At 45.3% G+C, this 12,557-nt stretch carries 12 protein-coding genes; 2 read left to right on the forward strand and 10 right to left on the reverse strand.

What is annotated here, in order from left to right; translation table 11 throughout:
• Positions 1 to 3 precede the first annotated feature (3 nt).
• Both LIN78_RS03275 and LIN78_RS03280 read left to right on the forward strand, forming a co-directional pair.
• Positions 4 to 999, forward strand: a complete 996-nt coding sequence (locus LIN78_RS03275; protein WP_227178434.1) for an AAA family ATPase — start codon at positions 4 to 6, stop codon at positions 997 to 999.
• A 4-nt stretch (positions 1,000 to 1,003) separates the two neighbouring features.
• A complete protein-coding gene (locus LIN78_RS03280; RefSeq protein ID WP_227178435.1) occupies positions 1,004 to 2,323 on the forward strand; it encodes a DUF58 domain-containing protein in 1,320 nt (439 codons plus the stop codon).
• A gap of 25 nt (positions 2,324 to 2,348) precedes the next feature.
• On the opposite strand, the gene LIN78_RS03285 is transcribed toward LIN78_RS03280, so the two are convergent.
• The 10 genes from LIN78_RS03285 to atpD all read right to left on the reverse strand — a co-directional run bounded on the left by LIN78_RS03285 (position 2,349) and on the right by atpD (position 12,505).
• Positions 2,349 to 2,957: a 6-pyruvoyl trahydropterin synthase family protein gene (locus LIN78_RS03285; protein WP_227178436.1), complete on the reverse strand. Its 609-nt coding sequence runs from the start codon at positions 2,955 to 2,957 to the stop codon at positions 2,349 to 2,351.
• A complete protein-coding gene (locus LIN78_RS03290) occupies positions 2,951 to 3,634 on the reverse strand; it encodes a pyrimidine 5'-nucleotidase (RefSeq protein ID WP_227178437.1) in 684 nt (227 codons plus the stop codon). Before LIN78_RS03290 ends, LIN78_RS03285 begins: the two co-directional genes overlap by 7 nt.
• Positions 3,635 to 3,688: 54 nt before the next feature.
• Complete coding sequence (gene argB, locus LIN78_RS03295; RefSeq protein WP_227178438.1) at positions 3,689 to 4,573, reverse strand: acetylglutamate kinase; 885 nt, start codon at positions 4,571 to 4,573, stop codon at positions 3,689 to 3,691.
• 62 nt (positions 4,574 to 4,635) lie between these two features.
• A complete protein-coding gene (locus LIN78_RS03300; RefSeq protein ID WP_227178439.1) occupies positions 4,636 to 5,244 on the reverse strand; it encodes a glutathione S-transferase family protein in 609 nt (202 codons plus the stop codon).
• Between the two features lie 266 nt (positions 5,245 to 5,510).
• Positions 5,511 to 6,200, reverse strand: a complete 690-nt coding sequence (locus LIN78_RS03305; RefSeq protein ID WP_227178440.1) for a hypothetical protein — start codon at positions 6,198 to 6,200, stop codon at positions 5,511 to 5,513.
• A gap of 168 nt (positions 6,201 to 6,368) precedes the next feature.
• Entirely contained in the window at positions 6,369 to 8,198 is a 1,830-nt protein-coding gene (gene glmS, locus LIN78_RS03310; RefSeq protein WP_227178441.1) for a glutamine--fructose-6-phosphate transaminase (isomerizing), read from the reverse strand.
• Position 8,199: 1 nt separating this feature from the next.
• The gene (locus tag LIN78_RS03315; protein WP_227178443.1) at positions 8,200 to 8,991 is read right to left on the reverse strand and encodes a DeoR/GlpR family DNA-binding transcription regulator; all 792 of its coding nucleotides are present in this window, start codon (positions 8,989 to 8,991) and stop codon (positions 8,200 to 8,202) included.
• Positions 8,992 to 9,137: 146 nt separating this feature from the next.
• Entirely contained in the window at positions 9,138 to 10,517 is a 1,380-nt protein-coding gene (gene glmU / locus LIN78_RS03320) for a bifunctional UDP-N-acetylglucosamine diphosphorylase/glucosamine-1-phosphate N-acetyltransferase GlmU (protein WP_227178445.1), read from the reverse strand.
• 146 nt (positions 10,518 to 10,663) lie between these two features.
• Entirely contained in the window at positions 10,664 to 11,089 is a 426-nt protein-coding gene (locus tag LIN78_RS03325) for a F0F1 ATP synthase subunit epsilon (RefSeq protein ID WP_227178447.1), read from the reverse strand.
• A 15-nt stretch (positions 11,090 to 11,104) separates the two neighbouring features.
• The gene (gene atpD, locus LIN78_RS03330; protein WP_227178449.1) at positions 11,105 to 12,505 is read right to left on the reverse strand and encodes a F0F1 ATP synthase subunit beta; all 1,401 of its coding nucleotides are present in this window, start codon (positions 12,503 to 12,505) and stop codon (positions 11,105 to 11,107) included.
• Positions 12,506 to 12,557 lie beyond the last annotated feature (52 nt).

Consider the following 12,557-nt stretch of genomic DNA (forward strand, 5'->3'; position numbering starts at 1 on the left):
AAGATGAATACACCCGCCAATACAAACGACACATCTTCAGACAAGTTGACGCAAGCCAAGCAAATTGTTGATGCGATGAAGAGCCAAATTGGGCAAGCGGTCATTGGTCAAGAGACGATCATTGAAGAAACCCTCATTTGTTTACTTGCCGGTGGGCATGTTTTACTAGAAGGTGTTCCTGGATTAGGAAAAACACTCTTAGTCAAAGCGTTGGCAAAAACCTTCCAAGGGGATTTCCGTCGCATTCAATTTACACCAGACCTAATGCCCGCAGACGTGACAGGACACACCTTATTTGATCCGGCAACGAGCCAATTCACCACAAGAAAAGGCCCCATCTTTACTAACTTATTGTTAGCAGATGAAATCAACCGCGCACCGGCAAAAACACAATCAGCATTGCTTGAAGTCATGCAAGAACAACAAGTGACGATTGAAGGCCAAACTCACGCGCTTTCGGCACCATTTATGGTACTTGCCACACAAAACCCATTAGAACAAGAAGGAACCTACCCCCTACCGGAAGCACAACTAGATCGCTTCTTGTTAAAAGTTATCATTGATTACCCAACAGAAGCAGAGGAAATTAAACTGCTCGCACAGGTCACCAAATCGGCGGCAAATAGCCAATTAGAAACAGCTAGTGTGGCGAGCGTTATTCCCGCAAAAGCGATTCAATCACTCCAGCAATTAACAGCCAGCTTAACCGTTGATGAAAAAGTAGTGGAATACGCCACCCGGATTATCAGAGCAACCAGAAATCACCCTGGCATTTCAGTTGGTGCAGGGCCGCGCGGTGGGATTGCCTTAATTCGCTGCGCGAAAGCAGCCGCACTCCTCGCCGGCAGAGACTTTGTCTTGCCCGATGATATTAAGCACATTGCCCTTCCTGCCTTACGACATCGCATTGCATTAACCCCTGAATTAGAAATTGAAGGACAAACAAACGATAGCGTGCTGATCGCCCTACTCGGACAAATCGCAGCACCAAGGCTATAAACACATGCAGACTCCTAGTCGTCGTTTACTCGCTATGTTTGCTGGGCTCTCACTACTCTCCGTCGTATGTAGTATTTGGACTACGTTCAGCATCGTCTGGTGGAGTGTTGTGAGTATCCTACTAACAGCTTCCATCATTGATGCGGCTCTTCTTTTCCGACTAGGAAAGCACTTCAACATCCAGCGGGAAGTCCCACATTCACTTGCCCTAGGTATTGCACAAGAAATCTCACTTCATGTCTCTCATCAATACCAGCAAACCATTCGCTGTGAATTCATTGACTCAATCCCTGAAGGATTTGAGTCGGATATCACCAGTGAGCGCCGTCAGCTTCGCCTCCTCCCGGGGCAACACGGAACGGTAACTTATATAGCCACCCCAGTCGTACGAGGCCGCCATCAGTTTGAGCCTTGTGACTTAAGACTATTTTCACCCTTAGGGTTCTGGTCGCGCCAGTTTCGAGCGGGTGATACGACGAAGATCCATGTGTATCCAAACTTTGCCGCCATCGTCAAATATCACTTATTAGCCACTGATCATCGTCTCGGACAATTAGGTATTTTGGTACGGCAGCGCAGAGGGGAAGGCTTAGATTTTCGTCAGTTGAGAGAGTATCGAGAGGGAGATTCTAGGAGGCAAATCGACTGGAAAGCGAGCAGCCGGATGCGTAAACTAATCTCCAGAGAATATCAGGACGAAAAAGACCAGCAAGTAGTTTTTTTGTTAGATTGCGGAAGACGAATGCAGGCACAAGATGGTCATCTCAGCCACTTTGATCACACACTCAATGCCATGCTGCTACTGAGCTATGTCGCACTTAGACAAGGCGATGCGGTCGGTCTTAGCACGTTTGCCACACAAGACATCCGATATTTGGCCCCAAAGAAGTCCGACAAAACGGTTAACCTAATTCTTAACCAAGTATTTGATTTACAGCCCAGTCTTCAAACATCAGATTATTATCAAGCAGCGATTGATCTCACACTAAAGCTAAAAAAACGTGCGCTCATCGTTATCTTAAGTAACTTGCGTGACGAGGATGATGTAACCCTATTGCCTGCACTACAGTTATTACAGAAAAAGCATTTAGTAATTTTTGCCAGCTTGCAAGAAAGCAGCTTACTTCAACAAATTACTTCACCTATTCATACCGACAAAGAGGCGATTCAATTTGCCGCAAATTGTGATTTTCTAAATAAGCGTGAACAGCTACTAAGAAAACTCAATGCCAATCGGACATTGGCTATTGAGACACCACCTGAAAAATTGGCGATTGAATTGGTTAACCAATATTTAGATCTGAAGATGAAAGCAAAAATCTAAAATTAAGTCATGAGTGAGGCTCTATTTAGTCATCCTCACGCGTATGCACCTGCATCGTCACTTCTGGGTTGGTAAACGATTCGCCACGCTTTAAGCGCTCGTACATGTCAGGATCCATCCATTCTGCTCGCACTTGATCAGAAAAAACGATGTCTTCTAACTTCAGTTCACCCATGCGTGGATTATAAGCATCTGCGCGGAAGCATTGTGCATAGCCGGTTTCGGTTTCGTGGGCGATAACAGAATGCAATACCACATCATGCTCACCATTTTGCATGATGGTTTGCTTTAACAAAGCATCGATAATGACAAAGAAGACGCGGCTAAATTGTTCTGCACTTGGCGACACCGGTAGGCTAATCCAACGCGCAGAAAACTGTTTACATAGCTCGATATAGTCTTCGTGATCGCTATCCCAGAAGGTCACCGCATGATCAAACGCATCAATCACATCGCGGATCGTCCCTTTCATCAAACCAAAGTCATACACCATTTGGCCGTTATCAAACGCATTGGCTTCTAGTAGCACTTCAACTTTGTAACTGTGTCCATGAATCGATCGACGGCAACGATCGCTAGAACAGTTACGGACAATGTGTGCACTTTCAAATCCAAATTTTTTACGGATTAACATGGTGATTCGCCTTGCTTTGAATTTCTCACCCAAGCGAGCTTGCTTAGGCCTGTTAATTGGGTAATTTTACCATCAAGCCAATTTGGGTGTTGTTTACTTTGCGTAATCCAAACGGTCCGCATGCCAAGCTGATGTGCCGTCCATAAATTCTCGAGCGTATCCTCAACCATGATCACATGGTGTGCGGCTAGCTTTTGTTCTTTTAAGATTTGCAGATAGCCCTTTTTGCCAGGTTTAGCATGAAAACCGACATCTTCTAACCCCAGAATCCGATTAAAAAACGGCTTGATGCCTAATCCTTTTACGGCCGCTTGTGCATAATGTCTCGGGGCATTACTAAACAAAATTTTTTGCCCGGGAAGCCGATGAAAGACACGCCGGAGGGATGACTCGAACACGAGAATATCTAATAGATCAGGAAACTGATGCGTTTCTTGTAGAAAATGATGCGGGTTAACGCCATGATGAAGAACCAGCCCTTTTAGCGTCGCGCCATAGAGTGACCAGTACTTTGTCCTTAATGCGTGTGCATCAGGGGTATTTAGCTGAAGGTTGGTCTCGATATAGGCCGTCATTGCCTCTGCGATACGCGGAAAAATAACCGGATTCGCATCATGCAGGGTGTTATCCAAATCAAACAGCCATGTCCATTGCCGGTGCTGTGCAATCGTACTCATGGAGTACCCAACCTTTTGGATACGAAGTTCAAAAGGTTGGGGGTTGTCACTACTTTATTTGGCACGAATCATTGTACCTACGCCAACATCAGTCAGAATCTCTAGCAACAAGGCATGCTTCACACGGCCATCAATAATATGCACAGAAGGCACGCCAGCACGTGCAGCATCTAGCGCAGAACTAATCTTTGGCAACATGCCACCAGATAGCGTACCGTCTTCTACCAGCGCATCAATTTTAGCTGGGGTTAACCCAGTTAGCAGGTTGCCACTTTTATCCAACACACCTGGCGTGTTAGTCATCAAAATCAGCTTTTCTGCATTCAGCGTTTCGGCCAACTTACCAGCCACTAAATCCGCATTAATATTATATGCTTCGCCATTCTCGCCAACACCAACTGGCGCAATCACTGGAATAAAGTCGGCGGTATCTAGTAAAGCAACCAATTCAGGATCAATCTCGGCAACCTCACCCACCTGACCGATATCCACTAGATCTTCTTGAGTTGCCCCTTTCAAGAACATCTTGCTTGCTTTAATCATGCCGCCATCTTTACCAGTGAGACCCACTGCCCGGCCACCATGCTTGTTAATTAGGCTAACGATTTCTTTGTTAACCAAACCACCAAGTACCATTTCTACAATATCCATGGTTTCGGCGTCTGTTACGCGCATACCCTGAATAAACTCACCTTGCTTACCAACACGAGATAGCAAATCATTAATTTGTGGACCACCACCGTGAACGACCACAGGGTTAATCCCAACTAGCTTTAGCATCACCACATCGCGAGCAAAACCTTCTTTCAATGCAGGGTCAGTCATCGCATTACCACCGTATTTCACTACAACGGTTTTCCCTGCGAAGCTACGAATATAAGGTAGTGCTTCCGCAAGAATTGCTGCTTTTTCTTGCCCACCAATATGATTGGTACTCATACAATTTGCTCCAAATTGTTATCTAATACTTGTGTTTACTATTTGCACACAAGTATTCAACATTACGGGATCAACATTCCACGCTGCACAGCCGGTCTCGCCCCTACGCGATCAAACCAATCTGCCACTGCCGGAAAATCTGCCAATTCAATTTGCTGCCACTCATGACGACTCACCCAAGGGAATATCGCCATATCTGCAATCGAATAAGCTTCTGCAAAATAGTGCTTATTCTCTAAAACTTGGTTCATCACCGAGTAAAGCCGGTGCGCCTCCGAAGTGTATCGATTAATCGCATAAGGAACGGGTTGCGATGCACTTCGTAAAAAATGGTGCACTTGACCTAACATGGGACCAACGCCCCCCATCTGGAACATTAGCCACTGCATCACTTCATATCGAGCAGCACCTGACGTTGGTAAAAACTGCCCCGCCTGTTCTGCGAGATACAGCAAGATTGCACCGCTCTCAAACAACGTCATTGGTTCAGCGCTACGGCGATCTACAATAACAGGGATCTTCCCATTTGGTGTTAAGGCACGAAACGTTTCTGAAAACTGCTCGCCCGCGCCAATATTCACAGGAAACACTTGATAGGCTAAGCCCAACTCCTCCAATAAGATCGACACTTTTCGACCATTTGGGGTTCCCCATGTATACAAATCGATCATCAATTTACCATTAACCCAAAAGAATGGGGCGCATTTTAACCCCCTCACTATTTAACGCAAGTTTATAGGGGTTAATCCATTCACTTTAAAAATCATTTGTCTCATTTACACCATTAAGTGTTTGATTTTTCAGATGATCAATTACCTATTACAAAAATGGAAAAAGCTTAACTAATCATCATTGCAAGTGAATGAATAAAATAGATCAAGGGCGACTTAAGCGCCCTTGATCTATTTTGTGACTTTTGACTTTACTAATCTAGCACCTACAAATTGTCAGCGGCCGCGCCAATGAGGGCTCTTACTACTCTACTGACCTCTTGTCTATGCTTAGACATAGGAGGACCAGCACTTAAATGATCAAAGTTTATCAATCTGAATTTACCATCCATAACGTATTCATCAACGCGTCTATCTCCAGCAGGATAGCTGTTAATTTTCTCGAGACTGAATGACTTTTGAAGTATGCTTATACGATCAAGACTTTCAAAAAAGATTGCTCTAGGTTCTATACGGTTTACCAACTCTTTGTTAACTTCTATACAGAATTCTAAATGTGGTGATTTGGAAAATTGTGTACCATATCTTTTCTCAAAATCATTTTGCAAATTTCTAGAACACCAAAAAAATAGTTCGGTATGCGTAGTTTGATCAAACACTTCTTGACCTAAAAAATGTCTCATTTTGGTCATCCTTGTTTTGCTACCCCGACTTCTACCGTACACCTCCTGAAAATTTCTATCTCGAGTTTCCTCATCATTTTTTTGATCAGTTGTCTCCCAGTCACTATTGTCATCTCCAGGGTTAAGACCAATCCATATATATCTTGGGTGACACGGACGACTGAAATTTAGAGGGCAATCAAAAACAAAGTGATGCGATTTTTTTAGTAATTTCTTTTCAATTTGATAGTTTCGAATTCTTTCGATTAGGTCTGCACTTAAATTATTTGCCATTAACAATCACCTCACTCAAAAGCAGCCCAAAATATGAAAAGTCATAAACATAAAGAGTAAGTCAATAAAATTCACTCCCACGGCATTGCCTAGTACAGCATCTTAATATCCTAATTAAGAGCATAGCAGCATGGGTTTCTCTAAAGTTCATTGAGAGATGAAACTTTTTTACTCAACCGTTACCGACTTAGCCAAGTTTCTTGGCTTATCTACATCGGTTCCCTTTTGAAGGGCGGCATGATACGCCAACAATTGCACAGGAATCGCATGCAAGACAGGGCTTAATACACCAACGTGACGAGGGGTGCGGATAACATGCACACCTTCAGACTCACTGAAATGGCTATCTAAATCCGCAAAGACGAACAATTCACCGCCACGGGCACGCACCTCTTGCATATTGGATTTCACCTTTTCTAATAACGCATCATTTGGCGCAATCACAACGACTGGCATTTTTTCATCTACCAGTGCTAACGGACCATGCTTTAGTTCGCCTGCGGGATATGCTTCTGCGTGAATATACGAAATCTCTTTTAACTTCAGTGCGCCTTCTAATGCAATTGGGTAATGCACCCCACGGCCTAAGAATAAAGCATGATCTTTTGGAGAGAATTTCTCCGCCCAACTCTTAATTTGTGGTTCTAAATTCAGCGCGTGCTGAACACTGCCCGGCAAATGGCGCAATGCTTCAAGATATTCAGTTTCTTTTTCAGCCGTTAATTTGCCCTTAAATTTGGCCAGTGTCACGGCAAGTGCAAACAATGCAATTAATTGGGTGGTAAACGCCTTGGTGGAAGCAACACCAATCTCTGCCCCTGCTCGCGTATAGAAGACCAACTTACTAGCGCGTGGAATCGCGCTTTCCTGTACGTTACAAATAGAAAGCGTTTCTTCATGACCTAGGGATTTGGCGTACTTCAGCGCCTCCATCGTATCTAAGGTCTCACCGCTTTGCGAAATCGTTACAATCAGCGACTTTGGATTCGCGACCACATCACGATAACGATATTCGCTAGCAATTTCGACAGAGCAAGGAACACCCGCGATTGCCTCTACCCAATACCTAGCAACTGAGCCCGCGTAATAACTCGTTCCGCAGGCAAGAATCTGCACGCTATCAATCTGCTCAAAGACATTCTGAGCATGATCACCAAATAGCGAAGGCGCAAACCCACTTTCCAATACTTGCTCAATAGTGTCAGAGAGTGCTTTAGGCTGCTCATGAATCTCTTTTTGCATGAAGTGATTGTATGGACCAAGCTCTAATGAAGCCAAAGAGACATCCGACACATGAACCTTACGTTCCACAGGGTGATTATCTAGGTCAACGATCGTGATCTGGTTCGCCGTAATTTCAGCGACATCCCCCTCTTCCAAGAACATCACACGACGGGTTGCAGATAAAACGGCAGAAACATCAGACGCCACAAAGTTTTCCCCCTCACCTAGACCAATTAACAGCGGGCAACCAACTCGTGCACAAATCAGGGTTTCTGGTTCTTTCACAGAAATCACGCCAATGGCAAATGCACCACTCAGTTCTTTCACTGCTAAGCGAACGGCTTCAAATAGACTTGTAGCCGACTTGAGATGATGGTGCACCAAATGGGCAATGACTTCCGTATCTGTCTGCGAAGTAAATTCATAACCAAGTGCTTTTAATGCTTGCCGTTTCTCTTCGTGGTTCTCGATAATACCGTTGTGTACTACAGCTAACTCACCATTCGATACATGTGGGTGTGCATTTGGTTCGGTAACGCCGCCATGGGTTGCCCAGCGGGTATGGCCAATACCTAAGAATCCGTTTAAGTTAATCTCTTCAGCTGCTTTTTCCATTTCCGCGACACGGCCAACACGGCGCACGCGCTCAATAGAACCGTTCGTTAACACGGCTACGCCAGCAGAGTCGTATCCTCTGTATTCCAAACGCTTCAAACCATCCACTAATACCGGAACAATATTTCGTTGCGCTACCGCGCCAACAATCCCACACATATTATTTTCTCCTAGGCGTATCTGCTGAAGTAGGTGCACAAATAACCGTCACCCCTTTTGATTCAATCTGCTGACGAGCATCATCATTTAATGCGTCATCCGTCACCAGTGTATGTATTCTTTGCCATGGCAATTCTAAATTTGGAATGCGACGGCCAATCTTTTCTGACTCCACCATCACAATCACTTCCCTTGCCACTTCGGCCATAACGCGAGAAAGTCCAACTAGCTCATTAAAAGTGGTGGTACCACGTGCTAAATCGATACCATCTGCGCCAATAAACAGCTGATCAAAATCATATGATCTCAATGCTTGTTCTGCCACCTGTCCTTGAAAAGACTCGGAATGCGGATCCCAAGTTCCTCCGGTCATCAAGAGGATGGGTTCATTTTCGAGCTCCCGCAATTGGCTAGCCACATTTAAAGAGTTTGTCATCACGACTAACCCTTGTTTATTGCCTAACAATGGGATCATTGCACTGGTCGTCGTCCCGCTATCAATAATCACGCGATTATGATCACGGATTCTTTCAGCGGCAACTCGTGCAATCATTTGCTTTCGAAGCGAAACTTTATCAGACTCGGCTTCTGCAACCATCTCATTCGGGAGAGAAACCGCTCCACCATATCGACGAAGTAAAACGCCACTGGTTTCTAGTAATGCCAAGTCTTTTCGAATCGTTACCTCAGATGTGGCAAAACGCTGAGTTAACTCTTCGACACTCACTTCGCCCTGCTCTTGCACCAATGTTGCAATCGCATGCCTTCGCTGCTGCGTGTTTCGTTTTGTCATTTTAAATTTCGTTTCGAAAGTTTTGTAACTATAACAGCGAAAGAAATCCCTTTGCAACCTCTTCTATTTTTGAAAAATAAAAAGCCTAGCAAGTTCACCCTGCCAGGCTTTTATTTTCTAAGCATCCTAGTTAATTATTCTATTAATTAGGATGTTTTTTTCACGGGGCGTTGCCAATTAGATAAGCTAACTTGTTTAGCACGCGCTACCGTCAGTTGCTCTGCGGGCGCAGGCTTAGTAATCGTCGAACCAGCACCAATTGTTGAACCTGCGCCAATCACGACAGGCGCAACCAACATGCTGCCAGAACCAACAAACGCGCCATCACCTATTTCGGTAAGCGACTTATTGACTCCGTCATAGTTACAAGTAATTGTACCCGCACCAATATTGACACCAGATCCAACTAGCGCATCCCCAATATAGCTAAGATGGTTTACCTTACTTCCTAAGCCAACTTGTGATTTTTTAATCTCTACAAAGTTACCAATATGCACTTCATCTGCTAATTTAGCCCCCGGTCGCAATCTTGCATACGGACCAATTTTTGCACCTTGCCCCACTTCAGCACCATCAATATGCGAAAAGGCTGCAATCTTTGTTCCAGCGGCGATTTGGCAATTACTTAGATAACAGTTCGGCCCGATCTCAACATCGTCACCTAAGATAACACTACCTTCAAAGACACAGTTCACATCAATGACGACATCTTGTCCACAAGTGAGATTGCCTCGAATATCTATTCTCGCGGGGTCAAGCAACATGACACCCTTTGTCATCAGCGATAACGCGTTTTGTGACTGATAATGGCGTTCAAGTTCAGCCAGTTGGATTTTATTATTAACGCCGAGTGTTTCCCACTCATTCATTGGCTGAACAGTTTGAACAACAAGTCCGTCATGCACCGCCATGCCAATTAAATCCGTTAAATAGTACTCTCCTTGCGCATTATTATTCGTCAACTTAGACAACCAAGTATGCACATGCGAGTTGGGCAATAACAAAATACCGGTGTTAATTTCATTTATTGCCAGTTGAACTTCTGACGCATCTTTATGTTCAACAATGGCTGTTACAGCACCGGCATCATCACGAACAATTCGGCCATAACCAGTAGGGTTAGCAAGAAACTGTGTCAGCAGAACGACCGAAGACTGTTCATCCGCTACTTTTGCCAACATTTTTTGTAAGGTTTGCTTATCTAGCAACGGCACGTCACCATATAGCACCAGCGAATAACCTGCCGAGGTTAAGTTAGGCGCGGCGCATTGCATTGCATGACCTGTACCCAACTGGGGCTCCTGCTTAACCCACTCTAGCGCTGGATTAGCCACCGCATCTTTAACTGACTCACCACCGTGACCATAAATCACAATCAGCTTTTCTGGAGAAAGCGATTGTGCACAGTCGATGACATGCTCAAGCATTGGCTTGCCACCAATTTGGTGAAGAACTTTAGGCTGTTTTGAGTACATGCGCGTACCCTTACCGCCCGCTAAAATTACAACGTGTAAAGGTGTAGTCATTGAATTTCAGGCCAGATTTGGACAAAGAAGAGAAAGAAGTGAATATACCAGCATCCCGCCAGCTCTGCAGCTAATGGGCTTTCTATCTATGATAGAAAATGCAAAAAAGGCAGCCGAAGCTGCCTTTTCTGTTTGTCACTACACGATCAATGAGACCGTTTGCGCAGCTTGTTGATGGCGGCAAGTTGAGCCACCGCCTCAGCGAGTTCCGCCTGTGCCTTGGCAAGATCCATTGCAGCAGACTTGTCTTTAAGCGCTTCTTCCGCACGACGCTTCGCTTCAGATGCACGAGCCTCATCAAGGTCTGCACCACGAAGAGCCGTATCAGCTAGCACTGTTACGACATGGGGCTGCACCTCCAGCAAGCCACCAGAAACAAAAATATATGTTTCTTCATCAGCATGCTGGAGTTTGATCTTCAGAAGACCAGGTTTCAAACGCGTCAACAACGGCGCATGGCGTGGGTAAACACCGATTTCACCTTTTTCTGCTGGTGCAACGATAAACTCGGCTGTACCAGAGAAAATGTTTTGTTCAGCACTAACCACATCTACATGCATCGTCATAGCCATATTTCACCCGCCTTATTACTGAAGAGACTTGGCTTTTTCTACAGCCTCATCAATGGTACCGACCATGTAGAATGCCTGTTCTGGCAGATGGTCGTAATCACCACTCAAGATAGCCTTGAAGCCAGAAATGGTATCTTTCAGTGATACGTACTTACCAGGGCTACCGGTAAACACTTCCGCTACGTGGAATGGCTGAGACAAGAAACGCTGGATCTTACGAGCGCGTTGAACCACCAATTTATCTTCTGGTGACAACTCGTCCATACCCAGAATCGCAATAATGTCACGCAATTCTTTGTAACGCTGCAAGGTTTGCTGAACACCACGAGCTACTGAGTAGTGCTCTTCGCCCACGATCAACGGATCTAGCTGACGTGAGGTAGAGTCTAGTGGGTCAACCGCTGGGTAGATACCCAATGCAGCAATATCACGGCTCAGAACCACGGTCGCATCCAAGTGAGCGAACGTTGTAGCTGGAGACGGGTCAGTCAAGTCATCCGCAGGAACGTAAACGGCCTGAATAGATGTAATAGAACCTGTCTTAGTAGAAGTAATACGCTCTTGTAGACGGCCCATTTCTTCCGCTAGTGTAGGCTGATAACCCACAGCAGAAGGCATACGACCCAATAGCGCAGATACTTCAGTACCGGCTAGTGTGTAACGGTAGATGTTATCCACGAAGAATAGAACGTCACGGCCTTTGCCGCCATCTTCGCGAACTTCGTCACGGAAGTACTCAGCCATAGTAAGACCAGTCAACGCAACGCGCAGACGGTTACCAGGAGGCTCGTTCATCTGACCATAAACCATGGCCACTTTATCTAGAACGTTAGAGTCCTTCATTTCATGATAGAAGTCGTTACCTTCACGGGTACGCTCACCTACACCAGCAAACACTGAAAGACCACTGTGAGCCTTAGCAATGTTGTTGATCAGTTCCATCATGTTAACGGTTTTACCTACACCGGCACCACCGAACAGACCCACTTTACCACCCTTAGCGAATGGACATAGCAAGTCAATAACTTTAATACCAGTTTCCAATAGTTCGTTAGCTGAAGATAGCTCGTCGAACTTTGGTGCTTTACGGTGGATAGCCCACTTGTCAGAAGCAGTGATGTCACCAGCTTCGTCAACAGGGTTACCCAATACGTCCATAATACGGCCTAGAGTTGCAGCACCCACTGGTACAGAAATACCAGCGCCAGTACCTTCAACTTCCATGCCACGACGCAGACCATCGGTAGAACCCATGGCAATAGAACGCACCACGCCGTCACCTAGTTGCTGCTGAACTTCCAGCGTCAACTCAGGCGCAGACATTTTCAAGGCGTCATATACCTTGGGCATTTGATCACGTGGAAATTCCACGTCAACCACCGCACCAATGATCTGAACAATTTTACCTTTGCTCATGTTGGTTCCCAAATCCAGTTAAAACCTTTGCGAAGCGAACCTAACCTTCAGG

It is taken from the genome of Leeia speluncae (assembly GCF_020564625.1).
Classification (GTDB): domain Bacteria; phylum Pseudomonadota; class Gammaproteobacteria; order Burkholderiales; family Leeiaceae; genus Leeia; species Leeia speluncae.

Bases quoted from the DNA above. Each gene is read 5' to 3' on its own strand.
- LIN78_RS03275 (WP_227178434.1), top strand. From the start codon at position 4: ATGAATACACCCGCCAATACAAACGACACATCTTCAGACAAGTTGACG.
- LIN78_RS03280 (WP_227178435.1), top strand. From the start codon at position 1,004: ATGCAGACTCCTAGTCGTCGTTTACTCGCTATGTTTGCTGGGCTCTCA.
- LIN78_RS03285 (WP_227178436.1), bottom strand. From the start codon at position 2,957: ATGTTAATCCGTAAAAAATTTGGATTTGAAAGTGCACACATTGTCCGT.
- LIN78_RS03290 (WP_227178437.1), bottom strand. From the start codon at position 3,634: ATGAGTACGATTGCACAGCACCGGCAATGGACATGGCTGTTTGATTTG.
- argB (WP_227178438.1), bottom strand. From the start codon at position 4,573: ATGAGTACCAATCATATTGGTGGGCAAGAAAAAGCAGCAATTCTTGCG.
- LIN78_RS03300 (WP_227178439.1), bottom strand. From the start codon at position 5,244: ATGATCGATTTGTATACATGGGGAACCCCAAATGGTCGAAAAGTGTCG.
- LIN78_RS03305 (WP_227178440.1), bottom strand. From the start codon at position 6,200: ATGGCAAATAATTTAAGTGCAGACCTAATCGAAAGAATTCGAAACTAT.
- glmS (WP_227178441.1), bottom strand. From the start codon at position 8,198: ATGTGTGGGATTGTTGGCGCGGTAGCGCAACGAAATATTGTTCCGGTA.
- LIN78_RS03315 (WP_227178443.1), bottom strand. From the start codon at position 8,991: ATGACAAAACGAAACACGCAGCAGCGAAGGCATGCGATTGCAACATTG.
- glmU (WP_227178445.1), bottom strand. From the start codon at position 10,517: ATGACTACACCTTTACACGTTGTAATTTTAGCGGGCGGTAAGGGTACG.
- LIN78_RS03325 (WP_227178447.1), bottom strand. From the start codon at position 11,089: ATGGCTATGACGATGCATGTAGATGTGGTTAGTGCTGAACAAAACATT.
- atpD (WP_227178449.1), bottom strand. From the start codon at position 12,505: ATGAGCAAAGGTAAAATTGTTCAGATCATTGGTGCGGTGGTTGACGTG.